The following is a 14,227-nucleotide window of genomic DNA, read 5'->3' as shown; positions in this document are numbered from 1 at the left end:
GTAACTGCCGCCGTCGAAGCGGTTCTCGCAGTGACAGTTCTTTTTTACCAGACTCGGATCAGTGCCCACGAGACTTCGCCCTGGGGTCCAAACGTTCGATTTCAGAAATCTTTTCGCGAGTTCTAACCATCTTTCACGGCAAAAGTACTGGGGCTACTTGCAAGACTCAGTATGTTCAGGAGGCTTATCATGATTGTCCCCTTCAGTGCGCGGGATTTCCTCGACAGGGCCGCGGCGGTCTACGGCGAACGCACTGGGATCATCGACGAACCCGATCAGCCTGCAAAGCTGTTGGACGACTTGACATATGCCCGCGTAGGTGAGCTGGCGCGGGCACAGGCTGCGGGTCTGGACGCCCTCGGCATCGGGCCGGGGGAACGGATCGCGATCGTGTCCCACAACAGCGCACGGTTACTGACGTCGTTCTTCGGGGTGTGCGGCTACGGCCGGGTACTGGTGCCGGTGAATTTCCGGCTTTCCCCGGCGGAGATCGACTATATCGTCCAGGACTCGGGAGCGAGCGCATTGCTGGTGGACCCGGAGTTGGAGGCCGCCGTGGCCGGAATCTCGTGCCGGCGAAAAATTGTCCTCGGGGCAGAGAGCGACCTTCAGATTTATGCGCGCGACGTGGAGCCGGACCCGTGGGGCGCGGACGAAAATGCGACCGCGACGATCAATTACACCAGCGGTACTACTTCACGTCCCAAAGGAGTGGAGATCACCCACCGCAACATTTGGATGAATGCGACGACCTTCGCACTACACGCGGGAGTTACAGACCGAGACGTGTACCTACATACGCTGCCGATGTTTCATGTGAACGGTTGGGGTATGCCGTTCGCGATGGCGGGCATGGGCGTCAAACAGGTAGTGCTTCGCAAGATCGATGGTACGGAGATCCTGCGCCGGGTAGCCGAACACGGCGTCACCGTGATGTGTGCTGCCCCAACCGTAGTGAACGCCATACTCGACGCGGCGCAAGACTGGGAAGGCGAGATCCCCGGCCGGGGACTGGTGCGCATCATCAGTGGTGGCGCACCCCCGCCGACCAGCACGGTCGCCCGCATCGAGACCGAACTGGGTTGGGAATTCATCCAGATATACGGTCTCACCGAGACTTCCCCCCTTCTGACGATCAACCGCACCCGGTCCGAATGGGACGATCTAGATCCGCATGCTCGCGCCACGAGGCTCGTGCGTGCAGGCGCGCCCGCTTTGGGTGCGGCAGTGAGGATTGCGTCCGACGGAGAAGTGCTTGCCCGCTCGAACACCGTGCTGAAAAGCTACTGGAACCAACCAAATGAGACAGCAGACAAGCTTTCGGACGGTTGGTTTCACACCGGTGACATCGGTGCGGTCAGCGATGACGGGTACCTCACCATCAGTGATCGTCTCAAGGACGTGATCATCACCGGCGGCGAAAACGTCTCCTCCGTTGAGGTCGAAGACGTGCTGTTCAGCCATTCCGCGGTGGCCGAGGTTGCCGTGATCGGTGTCCCCGACGAGAAGTGGGGCGAGACGATCAGAGCTCTCGTGGTGCTGAGGCCGCAAGCGCAGGCCACCACCGCGGAAGAGTTGATCGCGTACTGCAAGGAACGGCTGGCCCGTTACAAGGCACCCACTACGGTCGAGTTCCGAGATGAACTGGCTCGCACTGCCACTGGCAAGATCCAAAAATTCAAGCTGCGCCAGCAAGCAGTAGGGCCGCTGGCTGCAGGGTGAGCCGAATCATGGACGCTCGCTGCCCGGCGCGTAGAAACGCCTTTGATCCGTAGAGTCCGGGCACGGTAGCCCCTATCCAAATGAAGCTAGACACAAACCTTTCGAACTTTAGGAGTCAGACAATGACCGTATACGCCCGTCCAGGTACCGCCGACGCGATCATGTCCTTCCAATCTCGATACGACAACTGGATCGGCAACGAATGGGTTGCTCCGGTCAAGGGTCAGTACTTCGAGAACCCGACACCGGTGACCGGACAGAATTTCTGTGATGTGGCTCGTTCCACCGCAGAAGACATCGAGCTCGCTCTCGACGCAGCGCACGCAGCAGCTCCGGCCTGGGGCAAGACCTCGGTCGCCGAGCGCGCGATAATCTTGAACAAGATCGCTGATCGTATGGAGGAGAACCTCGAATCCATCGCACTCGCCGAGTCGTGGGACAACGGCAAGCCGATCCGCGAGACCCTCAACGCCGACATTCCGCTCGCCATCGATCACTTCCGCTACTTCGCGGGAGCTATTCGCGCACAGGAAGGTTCGCTTTCGGAGATCAACTCCGACACCGTGGCGTACCACTTCCACGAGCCGCTCGGCGTAGTCGGCCAGATCATTCCGTGGAACTTCCCGATCCTCATGGCCGTGTGGAAGCTCGCTCCCGCCCTTGCTGCCGGCAATGCCATCGTGCTCAAGCCTGCCGAGCAGACACCCGTCTCGATCCTGCACCTCATCGGCATCATCGGTGACCTGCTGCCTGCCGGTGTGCTCAACATCGTCAACGGCTTCGGCGTCGAGGCCGGAAAGCCGCTCGCGTCGAGCCCGCGTATCAAGAAGATCGCGTTCACCGGTGAAACCACCACAGGTCGCCTGATCATGCAGTACGCGTCGCAGAACCTCATCCCCGTGACCCTCGAACTCGGTGGCAAGAGCCCCAACGTCTTCTTCTCCGACGTCCTCGCCTCCAATGACGACTACCAGGACAAGGCACTCGAGGGCTTCACGATGTTCGCCCTCAACCAGGGCGAGGTTTGCACAGCGCCGTCGCGGGCGCTGATCCAGGAAGACATCTTCGACGAGTTCCTCGCGATGGCCGCCATTCGCACCAAGGCTGTGCGCCAAGGGGATCCGCTCGACACCGACACCATGATCGGTGCCCAGGCCAGCAACGATCAGCTCGAGAAGATCCTCTCGTACATCGAGATCGGCAAGGCCGAAGGCGCCAAGGTCATCACCGGTGGTGAGCGGGCCGAACTCGGCGGAGACCTGTCCGGCGGCTACTACGTCCAGCCGACGGTGTTCACCGGCAATAACAAGATGCGCATCTTCCAGGAAGAGATCTTCGGACCCGTCGTCTCGGTCACCTCGTTCAAGGACTACGACGAGGCCATCGAAATCGCCAACGACACGCTCTACGGTTTGGGCGCCGGTGTCTGGTCCCGCGACGGCGGAGTCGCGTACCGCGCAGGCCGCGACATCCAGGCCGGTCGCGTCTGGACCAACACGTACCACCAGTACCCGGCACACGCCGCTTTCGGTGGATACAAGCAGTCCGGCATCGGCCGCGAGAACCACCTGATGATGCTCTCGCACTACCAGCAGACCAAGAACCTCCTGGTCAGCTACGCCCAGAAGGCTCAGGGCTTCTTCTGATCGACCCACCGGCACCCGTGAGCCCCTCGCTGCGGGTGCCGGTGCGCAAGACTGCAACACGCGAAACCTGCACAAACACACGGAGGTTGGAATGAGCGCCACGGACACACCCGATACCGGCGCCGTTCCACCCCGGTTGGTGACCACCGCTGGGGCGGCTGACCTGCTACGCCGCCTCAGCGGGACTCACGGCGAACTGATGATGCATCAATCCGGCGGATGCTGCGACGGCTCGGCCCCGATGTGTTATCCCTCAGGCGAATTCATCGTCGGGGACCGTGACGTACTACTCGGAATCGTCGATCTCCGACTTGCTGTCGGAGAGATTCCCGAAGACCTTCCCACCGGAACCGACGCTGTACAGGTCTGGATTTCCGGATCACAGTTCGAAGCCTGGAAGCACACCCAGTTGGTGCTGGACGTCGTGCCCGGCCGCGGCAGCGGATTCAGCCTGGAGTCTCCTGAAGGATTCAGATTCCTCAGTCGAGCAAGGGCATTCACACCGGACGAAAACGAAGCACTCGACGCGTCGAGCATTCTCGTAGGCGCTGATTGGGAAGCGGGCGTGCGTCCTTCGCCCCCGACGGTTCCCCAGGTCGTCGCCGAGGCCGTCGATGCCTGCCCGGTGCCGGGTACGGCCACCCGAACCTGACCTACCTGGATTTGGAAGCACGGGATTTAGGGGGCTGTTGCGATATCACTACCGGTGCCTACGGCGAGAGAGGTTGAGGCCCGAGCACAGTAGTGCGTTTTCTCGAGAACTGGCAGGCATCCCACTCTTGAAATTCTGACCCGTACTCGACTAATTGTTACATACTTCGGTGCATAGAATTCGTGAAAGCTGTTGCTGTAAAACGAGTTTAACGATAATGTGATCTATGAAACGAAGAACATCCAGCATTTCGGCATCTGACAAGTATCTTTCAGGAGACTACGATGGGTTCATCTGAGAACGATCTTAACGCGCTCGACAATGTCATCACAGTAACAGGAGCGCTAGCGGCTATATTAGGTGGTGTTGCCGGAATTGCTGGCCTTGCAACGTTTTTTGGCACAGGCGGTGGATCATAGTCTGCCGCGATTCAGTATAAACGTTCACTAATGCAGCTTGATTCGTGAACGGCATCCTCGATGATGTTGTTTCAGGCTTTGCATCGATGGAATCGAAGGGCGGGCAACTTCTTTCGAAGTGTCCGCCCTTCTCGCACTAGGGGGAGAGGTTGTTTTTGCGGCACTCGAGCCACTGGTGGGCCAAGCCATTAAAATCGGCTCCGAGACCCACGTGCGGAGAGGGATGAACAGTCCCCGCCGGAGCCTGCCGCCCACATCGGTCCGCCTCGGTTCACATCGGTCAACGTCGTAACTGGGCCCTCGCGGTAGTCTCTCGATTCGTCGACTTGAATACGCTCTGATTTCGTGCCGAAAGGCATAGCGCAAAACCTCAGCGATCGCTGGAATCCGCCCTTTTCGGTTTCTCTTGGAGCTGCGCTGACGGTCGCGTTCGTACGCCTCTCCGCCGCGGGGACAGCTGCGGGTTGGGTACCGGGCGATCGCGATCGCCAGAGACTGGACGAGTGTCGCTTTGGTGATACATCGGCAGGTCGCGAACACCATGCGTTGAGCTGTCTCATAAATATGGCCGCGCCTCGAAAATGGGACGTGGAGTTCCACTCGTGGGTGGCGGGCCTTGTCCGGCAAGGTCATGGTAGCCGCAAGGATGCTGTGATCCTGATTGCCGACTATATCGGTCCACGGAGTCGGCGAAAGTTGTTCTAAGTAAAGAGTTTCGGGATTGCTCTACTTTTACAATTGAAACTGCTGATGGGTGTCTGGGACACGTATATTTTGGTGAGTGGGCCTATAATGTGACTAATGAAGCCACTTTGGCTGTATGTGAGGTATGCCAGCTTCCGCGATCGAACGGATACTCGGTCGTTGGCAGTGTTGTTCAGCACGGCCGGGGCCATCCCTTTGCCGGCGATCGCGCTGTTGTCAACTTCGTTCGTACGGGAGGGAAGCGCTGGGCATCTTCTTTGCATCTGGGTGATGACGACTACGGTCTTTCTGATCACGCTGGTTGTGGGACGACTGTCGGATCGGTTGTTCACGGTTTTGGGATTTTTGGGTATCGTCGGTATTGCGATGGCGGCGTATCTGGTGACGGATCCGGCCGCAGCTCGGGGCATTATCACCCTGCTGTCGGTAATCCCTGCCATTGCGGCGATGGCATCGAGTTCGAGAGTTGTTCTGGCACATACCGCGGTTGCTGTGGCATGTGCGTGTGTGGTGTCCATCGCAGTCAGTGCCGGAATTGCCTCGGCTCTGGTCAATTGTGCAGCCTCGGTGTCGGTGATCGGGTTGCCGGTGTTCATAGTGGGTACGTTGCGACGATCGCTGGATATTTCTCGGGCGCGATATCGTGAGCTGGCAAATACTGATCCTTTGACGAGGCTGCCCAACCGGCGAGGATTTCTCGATCGGGTTACTGCGCATATCCAAGGCAATCCACAGCACGAGGCTGGGGTGGGCTTTCTGGTCATCGATGTCGACCATTTCAAACAGGTCAACGACCAGTTCGGTCACGCCGTCGGGGACGAGGTCTTGCGCAGTGTCGTCGCTGCAGTCTGTGAGACTGTGGACCCGCGGGTCCTGGTGGGACGGTTCGGGGGTGAAGAATTCGTTGCGTTCTTTCCTGCCTCCCAACAGCACGAGGTAAGTGTGGTGGCGGAACGGATTCGAGCGGCTGTCGCAGCGGCGTGCGACGTCACCGTCAGTATCGGTGCAGCGTGGTGCGTCGTGATCAACCGCTCCGGTGCTGTCGCCATGACGTTGAGCGAGCTAATCGATGTACTGACCAGACGAGCGGACGCACTCATGTACGAGGCAAAAGACGCGGGTCGGAACACAATTCGGTGCGAACAGAGTCCGGACATGTGCGTTGATCTGCTACTGCCCGAGCAGATCAACGCCCCCGACGTCACGGATGTCGAGATCAGACCATCTGTGTATCTTTCCCTGTGTCGGGTTGGGAGAGCGTCGTCGTTGGTGACTCCTCGTGACGTGCCCGACGTGCCTCACAACTGGTGCGGTGATACAGGTGTTGATGCTCTTCCGACATCTTTCGATAGAGAGCCGGATCGGCGTCGGTAGCAAGGGTGTGGCGATCCCACCACATAATCCGGGTGCGATACCGCGCATCCGGATAGGGAGCGGCGGGAATATCCATGTTGACTCGTCCGCCGGACGATTCCCACCGCTGCAACACGTGGTCAGCGGCGGTTGCCATCACGTACCGGATGTTAAGTCGTTCCATGGTTGGCAGAGCAACTCTCGCCAGGGCAGCCGACAGTTTCCCCGCGTAGGGTGATGAGGGTGCTACCCATGCCGATTTCATTTCCACCACCCCGTACGGGATGCGTGTGGCGATATCGTCGTGAATCTGCCATTGGCTCGGAGCATTACCGCTCCATTCGATGACTGCGTGTGATTCGAGGGCGTGACGGTAGGGTCCTTGTGCTCGAACGCCGCCGACGACGACGCCGTTGTCGACGAGCGCGTAGTAGAGGGAGGTCGACGCTCCATCCCGTATTGCTGAATAGTCCAAAGCGGTCTCGGCGCCGTAGTGGCGATACGATCGCAATGCTCCATCCAAGTATTTCTCCCATAAGTTTTCGTCCGCGGCCGGTGTGGAGACGATCAACTGGACACCGTCGGTGCCCGATATGAGCACTCTTTCGCTGTCTGCGGTTTCGCCGTAACGGCCGTCATTGCCGGGTGATGGGATTGTCAACGTCATGTCCTTCGAGCGGGTCCTCGGCGGCGCTCTGCCGCTCGGCTAACGATAGGAATCAATCGATGTTGTTGCTTACTTCGCTAGTGTCTCGTTGCTTCTCAACTTGTTTTCGAGTGCCCCCGAATGCCCCGTTGGGGGCGAGATCGAGCAGCGCTCTGCGAGTCGGAGTGTTTGAATACACCCGCAGGCGTGGCCAGCGGTGACCGTGTCCAGTGACCGCTGGCCACGAATCTATGAAGGAGAGTCACTTGGTAGCAACGGAATCGGATGTGTGCGGGAGAAGTGAGATCCTCGACGAATCCGTCCCGTCCGAGGCGCGGCTCCTCGCCGAGTTACGAGATTCGGACATTCGTACAGTAGATACCCTTGCCGCACAAAGGGAGTCACTTCGATCCTTGACCCCTCAACCCGAAGCCGCGGAACTTTCCGAATCGCCCCGTTGGGTGTATTTCCCGTGGCGACAAGCTCTCGTGAGGGTCCTCGGCCCGAACGGTTTTCGTCGCGTGCGACTCGATCGCAATCGGAACAAGATCACTCGTGACGAGCAACAAAAACTCTCGCAATTGCGTATCGGGATTGTCGGACTCAGCGTCGGGGGCGCCATAGCTCACACACTCGCCCTCGAAGGAGCAGCGGGCTATCTACGGGTGGCAGATTTCGACGATCTCGACCTGTCGAATCTCAATCGCCTCTCCGCATCGATTCTCGACCTGGGAGTGAACAAGGCGATACTCGCGCAGCGGAGGATCGCAGAGCTCGACCCCTATCTCGCCGTCGATGTGTGGGCGAAAGGAGTCGGTGTCGAGACGATCGACGAGTTCCTCGACAGTCTCGATCTCGTCGTCGAGGTGTGCGATTCTTTCGACATCAAAGTTCTCATCCGGGAGCGAGCCAGACATCGGGGCATTCCGGTCATTATGGAAACCAGCGATCGAGGGCTCCTCGATGTCGAGCGGTATGACCTGCAACCCGATCGGCCACTCTTTCACGGTCTTATCGGAGATATCAGCGCCACCGCAGTCGCAGACTTGACCGTTCGCGAAAAGATTCCCTTCGGATTACGCATCCTCGGCGGCGCGGACCTGTCCTCTCGGATGGCCGCGTCTGTACTGGAAGTCGGTGTGACACTGTCGACATGGCCACAACTCGGTGGCGACGTCCTTCTCGGGGGAGCATCGGTCGTCGCGGCGGTTCGACGTTTCGGACTGGGCAATCATCTCCCGTCGGGACGATTGCGGATCGACATCGCAGACCGCCTCGACCACCTCGCAGACTCAGACCCATTGCTGCACGTATCGAAAACAAGCCCTCCTATCGCGGACGAGCATCACCGCGACGTGTACGAATTGTACGATCAGTTGCCTGCTCGCGACGCCGTGGCGTTCGCCGCCACACGCGCTCCTTCCGGAGGCAACGCACAGCCCTGGATCCTCGACGTCGACCAGCACGAAATCTTGTTTCGCATCGATGAAAAGCGCTCCTCGATCGTGGATATCGACAGCCGAGGCAGTTTCGTAGCCCTCGGCGCAGCATTGCACAATGCGCGCGTCGGGGCCGCACACCGAAACCTGCTCGGTAGCACCAAAATCAACGAAGCTGGCGTCAAAACATTCGCACGGGTGACGTTCATGCGGGGCACAGATCACGCTCTCGCCGAACAGCTACCCGCGATGCTCAGACGAGTTACCCATCGCGGCATCCCGGTGGAGGGCGCGGTCAACGACAACCTCGCAACCCTGCATGATCTAGCTTCGACCGTCTCGTCCGACTACACACGCGTAGAGGTGATCGAGGACCGTGACACGATCGCCGGACTTGCCGAGAACATCAGCGCCACCGATCGGATCCGATTTCTCACTGATGCGCTGCATCGAGAAATGATCTCCGAGCTGCGCTGGCCGCATTCGCCAGACCTCGACACAGGTATCGACGTGACCAGCCTGGGAATCCCAGAGGCGGAACTGGTGGCACTGGAAATACTCCGTCGCCCTGAGGTCATGGCGGACCTTTCTCGTTGGGAAGCGGGGACGGCGCTAGGAGCCGACACGAGGAAGCGGATCACTTCGAGTAGTGCCATCGCCGTTGTTTCCCAGACGGGGAATCGCGCGTCTGATTACATGCGAGCGGGAGCAATTGCCGAAGAGTTCTGGATTCGAGCACAGCAGCTCGGGTATGCCATCCATCCAGTCACTCCGCTGTCGTTATACGCAACGGAGCCCGAACACCTGCACTATCTGGCCCCGCACCGCTATACCGATCTTCAGCACAGGTGGGACGAACTAAGATCACTGACAGCAATACCTGCCGAGCGAAACGCAACATTACTTCTTCGAGTATTTCGCACCGACACGCAGGCAGTGGCGAGTCGACGTCGATCACTTTACTTCGAATGACGGCAGATGGTGTCTGTTCTCAGGTAGCCAGTAGCCAGCGCACGCGTCTCCACTGATCGAACTGACCTGTCGTAGAGTGGGGTGCATTGGGGCTTGTGGTCGAACTAATGACCGAGGAGAATCCGCAGGGCTGAGCGAAGTGAAGAAGCGGATCCGACTGCGCGAGGTGGACCCCCGATCGCTCGGACCGCCATCGTAAGGGTAAAGACGACGATCTCGATGTCATCGACGCGGCCCGCGCAGCCAAGACCAGTCGAAGCACCACCACTCCGAGATCGAAAGATGGTGCCATCGAGTCATTTCGGAATCTTGGCCGAGGCGTTGGTTGCAGCTGCAAGCACGATGGTGAGTAGCGTTAAGACGCATGCGGTCCCGCTGCGGTCGAGGAGTCCGAGTTGGTGGGGAAGAGGGTTCGGCGAGGGATGCTGCGCCCACACGGTATCGGTATCGATATCGATATCCAGAGCTGCAGTGACGTTGAGCAGCGTGCCGTAGGCGAGCAAGCTTTTCACGGCCATCGGAGGTATACCCGTGTGAGCGGCTGTCGCTGACCACATTTCGGCGATGTGATTGCGCACCGCATCGCGAACCTCGCGGTCACCGCATGCGGCGAAGGCTTGCCGTTGTATCAGCAACTCAGTGCAGTTGGACGGGGTGCTGTTGTTGTAGTGCTCGCCCATCACGGAAACAAGTTCGGGTCCTGTAGTGTCTGCGGCTCGTTCCGTCGATGAGATGTGTGAACGTACGCTGGATGACTTGGAGGAAAAGGGCATTCTTAGTGCCGAACAGTCGAATGATATAGGCCTGCACGATATATTCGGCGCCGACCTCAGTGACATCGAAGTGACCGATCTGGCCATCCACGAGATGCTTCATCTCCGCGCGGACAGCGTGATGTCCTCGCGCGCTCGACCTGGGGCCGACGAAGCGATTCGGTTCGAGGTCCTGACCCGCAGCGGCGAGGACACACCCAACGATGAGGACACACCAACATCGTTGGCCAGCGCGACATTGCGATAGCGTGAGGCGACCGAGCCGGAACGACTAGGTGTCGTGGGCCTACGTGCGGGGCGCCCGGAGTCGCTCGCCACGCAGGAGGCTTACGCCAAATTTCACCATGCGCCACTTGCACCGAATGTCAGACAGTCCCTCAATGAAACCTCATGTCGATTACCTGACCGAGAGTCGAGTCTAATCTGTCGCCAATGATCTGGTGGGACCCTGCAGCGGAGAGACGCAAGGTGAAGAGAGATTCCCGTGTGGAGGCCGACAGTAGGCGGCTGCGCGAGGAGCGGCAGTTCAAGTACGTCCCCGTTGTGGGGTGTGACCGGCGCATCGACGGACCACCGACCGTTCAGTCGAACTCCACCACCATTTCGATCTCTACCGGCGCTCCGAGTGGTAGTGCCGCCACTCCCACAGCGCTTCGCGCGTGGCGACCGACGTCGCCGGGCAGCACCTCTCCGAGGAACTCGCTGGCGCCGTTGATCACGGCAGCTTGGTCGCGGAATTCGGATGTCGATGCGACGAATCCGACTACCTTGACCACTCGGGTCACTCGGGCGAGGTCGCCGAGCTCGGCCGCTATCGCGCCGAGAGCGTTAAGCGCGCATTGCCGCGCCGCTACTGCGCCTTCGGCGACGCTCACCTCGGCTCCTAGTCGTCCCGTCGCGATCAGAGCACCCTCTGCGAGCGGCAATTGCCCGGAGGTGTAGATGTGCTTTCCCGAAGTCACCGCAGGAAGATAAACCCCGATCGGGGCCGCGGGAACAGGCAGAGTGAGTCCGAGGCGGGCCAGAGAAGCCTCGATGGCGGAGGAGCGGGTATGCATGGTTCAGGTTGTCCTTTCAGATGGGCGAGGCGAATTTCCCGGTCAGCCAGAACTCGCGCAGTCGGTCCAGGTACGGCTCGATGTCGAGGTCGGCCGCGGAGAGCCACTCCGAGGAGTAGTACTTATCCAGATAGCGGTCACCGGGATCGCAGAGCAAAGCGACGACGCTCCCGGAGCGACGCTCCGCGACCATCTGAGACACGATCCGGTATGCCGCCCACAGGCCCGTGCCGGTGGAAGCGCCGACTTTGCGTCCTATCACCGTTTCGAGGTGTCGCACGACCGCGATCGCCGCTGCGTCGGGAACCGACATCATCCGGTCGATCGCCGTTCCCATGAAACTCGGCTCCACCCGCTGACGGCCGATGCCCTCGATGCGTGAGCCCGTCTCGGTGGTGATAGTGCTGTCATGGTCACGCCATCCGGGGAAGAACGCTGAGTTTTCCGGGTCCGCGACGCACACTCCGGTGGTGCGGCCGGTGTAGGCGAGGTATCGGGCGATGGTGGCCGACGTCCCACCGGTCCCCGCGGTCGCGACGATCCACGTCGGTTCGGGGTGACGCTCCCGGGATAGCTGCTGAAAGATCGACTCGGCGATGTTGTTGTTGCCGCGCCAGTCCGTCGCCCGCTCGGCGAAGGTGAATTGGTCCATGTAGTGGCCACCGGTCTCACGGGCCAGATCCTGCGCGACGTCGTATACGAGGTCAGGCCGATCGACCAGGTGACAGCGCCCACCCTCGCGTTCGATCAGGTCGATCTTGTTCCGGCTGGTGCTTGAGGCGATCACCGCGATGAACGGGACTCCGATCATTTTTGCGAAGTACGCCTCCGAGACCGCGGTGGAACCGCTCGACGCCTCGATCACCGGTCGGCCCTGCTTGATCCATCCGTTGCACAAGCCGTAGAGGAACAGGGAACGGGCAAGGCGATGCTTGAGCGAACCGGTCGGGTGTGTCGATTCGTCTTTGAGGTAGAGATCGACTTTCCATTCCGGAGGCAGCGGCAACGCCACCAGGTGCGTGTCCGCCGAGCGTTTCATCTCGGCGTTAATCTTGCGTACGGCCTCGGCTACCCAGTGGCGATGATCGGCGTCGTACCGATTGAGGTCAATCTCGTCGGGAGCCGTCACTGATCCGATCCGCTTACTCCGATTGGACCACGGTAGCTGCGCAGCCAGTCGACGAGCTCACACAGCCGGGCGACGATGTGGTCGTGGTAGGCGCGGCCTTTGTCCTCGGTGACTCCGAGTGAAGAGCTGAAGCTGCCGGTGGGAGTGAATCGGCGTTCTTCGTCGCCGGAGAACACGATCTCGACGCCGTCCGGCGCCGGGCCGAACAAATCGTCGCCGGCGAATCCTCCGAAGACCTGCTGGAAATCGACACCCGCATCGGTGAGGCGGTCCATCCGCACGCTGCCCGGGAACCGGTAGTGCACGTGCGAGAGTTCGAGTTCGCCGGCGTGGTGCTCGTTGGTCTCCTTGATGGTCGGAGCCGCCGACTTCGCCAGGTGCAGGGGATCCGCCACGGCGAACAGCACGTCGGGCAGTTCACGGTCGTGGAGTTCTCGAACAGCGGTGACCAGCGCGGGTAGGTTGGACCCCTTGTGCCCGTTGATCAGAATCACTTTCTCGAAGCCGTGTCGGGCCAGTCCGCGACAGATGTCCTGGACGAGCAGCGTCAGGGTCTCTGCGCGGATGCTCAGCGTCCCGGGGAACCCGGCGTGATGACAGGAGTCGCCGAACCAGACTGGCGGAGTGCAGAGTACGCCGCTGCGCGCGGCGGCGTCTTCGGCAAGGGTGATCGCCACATAGGCGTCGACGCCGAGTACTCCGGCCGGACCATGCTGCTCAGTGCTGCCGATCGGGACGATCGCGATCTTCTCCGCGTTCAGGTACTGCTGGACCTCTTCCCAGGTGAGGTCCTGCATCCACACAGACGGTAGTCCGCCGGGGCCAGGCACTGTGCTGCGTGCAGAGCTCATGCCTGCTCCTCCCATTTCGGCGCGACCAGTCCGTGCTGATTGCGGTATTCCGCGCGCTGCGGCTGCTCCCAGCCCTCGAGGCGGTCCTCGGGAAGCTTGTAGACCTCGACGCCGAGCGGGCGGCACACCTCCAGTGGATCCTTGGCGTCCGGCCCCCAGAGGTGGACAGAGAGATCGCCGCCGGGGCAGGTCGACAGTGCACACAGCAGGTCGATCTCGGCGAAGAACTCGAAGTAGTCGCCGGCCTTGGCCGGGCACGCCTTCATGAAGTACTTGTCGTCATCGTTGAGGCCGGTGTTCTGGAAGACGTTGAGTACGTCGTGGACATCGAACTCGGTCAGTCCGTAGGGAAGCACCGCACGGGTGAGGTTGGAGTGGCAGTGGAAGTCGAAATCCTCGCCGGTGAGCATTCTGTTGACGTACGGATCGCAGCGCGTGCCGAGTAGATCGTGTACACGGCCGCCGTCTTCATCGGGACCGAAGTCGGCGAGAGAGTCGGCGGTCACCGTCAACAGCGGGCGCAGAAACGGTAGGTTCGACCACAGCCGGTCGTAAGTCGTGACGTGGGCTGCCTGCAGCTGGCGGGTGCGCGACGCCCACAGGCGCTCACGCGGGTCGTGTCGGTTCCAAACGTTGAAGTCGCCGACCTGCGGGCCCTCGGGCGTGGTGATGCGGCAGACGTATCCGGCCGGCACCTCCCACGCCGTGCCGGTTCGGATCGGGATGGTGAACTTCTCGACGAGTTCGCGTCCGTCGGGATCAGCGACGGAGTCGTAGAAGGCGCGGTCGACGTCGAGTGCGCCGCCGGCGGTGGCCTGGTATGCGGCCGGGTAGTTGCCCACGATGTGTTCCTTTACTTGTC

11 protein-coding genes and 1 pseudogene are annotated in these 14,227 nt (G+C 60.5%); 7 read left to right on the top strand and 5 right to left on the bottom strand.

The genetic code is table 11. From position 1 onward, the window contains the following. Positions 1-189: 189 nt before the first annotated feature. From ACVZUB_RS30415 to ACVZUB_RS30390, 6 genes and pseudogenes are all read left to right on the top strand, one after another. Positions 190-1,722, top strand: coding sequence for an AMP-binding protein (locus ACVZUB_RS30415; RefSeq protein WP_482628807.1), 1,533 nt, complete (start codon positions 190-192; stop codon positions 1,720-1,722). A 122-nt stretch (positions 1,723-1,844) separates the two neighbouring features. Beyond that, a complete protein-coding gene (gene adh / locus ACVZUB_RS30410; RefSeq protein WP_482628806.1) occupies positions 1,845-3,368 on the top strand; it encodes an aldehyde dehydrogenase in 1,524 nt (507 codons plus the stop codon). A gap of 91 nt (positions 3,369-3,459) precedes the next feature. Further along, a complete protein-coding gene (locus ACVZUB_RS30405) occupies positions 3,460-4,020 on the top strand; it encodes a DUF779 domain-containing protein (protein WP_482628805.1) in 561 nt (186 codons plus the stop codon). 1,394 nt (positions 4,021-5,414) lie between these two features. Next, complete coding sequence (locus ACVZUB_RS30400; protein ID WP_482628804.1) at positions 5,415-6,518, top strand: GGDEF domain-containing protein; 1,104 nt, start codon at positions 5,415-5,417, stop codon at positions 6,516-6,518. Positions 6,519-7,394: 876 nt separating this feature from the next. Further along, positions 7,395-9,554 (top strand): Rv1355c family protein, encoded by a 2,160-nt coding sequence (locus ACVZUB_RS30395; RefSeq protein ID WP_482628803.1) that lies wholly within the window; start codon positions 7,395-7,397, stop codon positions 9,552-9,554. A 160-nt stretch (positions 9,555-9,714) separates the two neighbouring features. Next, positions 9,715-9,865, top strand: a pseudogene (locus tag ACVZUB_RS30390) (IS110 family transposase); the annotation flags it as partial. On the opposite strand, the gene ACVZUB_RS30385 reads toward ACVZUB_RS30390, so the two are convergent. Next, positions 9,851-10,237, bottom strand: a complete 387-nt coding sequence (locus ACVZUB_RS30385; RefSeq protein ID WP_482628802.1) for a hypothetical protein — start codon at positions 10,235-10,237, stop codon at positions 9,851-9,853. The pseudogene ACVZUB_RS30390 and the gene ACVZUB_RS30385 overlap by 15 nt on opposite strands. 22 nt (positions 10,238-10,259) lie before the next feature. On the opposite strand from ACVZUB_RS30385, the gene ACVZUB_RS30380 reads away from it, so the two are divergent. Continuing rightward, positions 10,260-10,574, top strand: a complete 315-nt coding sequence (locus ACVZUB_RS30380) for a hypothetical protein (protein WP_482628801.1) — start codon at positions 10,260-10,262, stop codon at positions 10,572-10,574. A gap of 334 nt (positions 10,575-10,908) precedes the next feature. On the opposite strand, the gene ACVZUB_RS30375 is transcribed toward ACVZUB_RS30380, so the two are convergent. From ACVZUB_RS30375 to ACVZUB_RS30360, 4 genes are read right to left on the bottom strand one after another with little or no spacing between them, the layout of a single operon-like run. After that, entirely contained in the window at positions 10,909-11,385 is a 477-nt protein-coding gene (locus ACVZUB_RS30375; protein ID WP_482628800.1) for a RidA family protein, read from the bottom strand. A 16-nt stretch (positions 11,386-11,401) separates the two neighbouring features. Beyond that, positions 11,402-12,514 (bottom strand): PLP-dependent cysteine synthase family protein, encoded by a 1,113-nt coding sequence (locus tag ACVZUB_RS30370; RefSeq protein ID WP_482628799.1) that lies wholly within the window; start codon positions 12,512-12,514, stop codon positions 11,402-11,404. Next, positions 12,511-13,365, bottom strand: coding sequence for a creatininase family protein (locus tag ACVZUB_RS30365; RefSeq protein ID WP_482628798.1), 855 nt, complete (start codon positions 13,363-13,365; stop codon positions 12,511-12,513). Before ACVZUB_RS30365 ends, ACVZUB_RS30370 begins: the two co-directional genes overlap by 4 nt. Further along, positions 13,362-14,210 carry an urea carboxylase-associated family protein gene (locus ACVZUB_RS30360; protein ID WP_482628949.1) on the bottom strand — a complete coding sequence of 283 codons (849 nt, stop codon included), beginning with the start codon at positions 14,208-14,210 and terminating at the stop codon, positions 13,362-13,364. The genes ACVZUB_RS30365 and ACVZUB_RS30360 overlap by 4 nt, the downstream gene beginning before the upstream one ends. Positions 14,211-14,227 lie beyond the last annotated feature (17 nt).

Source organism: Rhodococcus sp. OS5 (assembly GCF_056837585.1).
The sequence above is the reverse complement of the archived record's forward strand: the minus strand, read 5'-3'. Positions and strand labels throughout refer to the sequence as shown.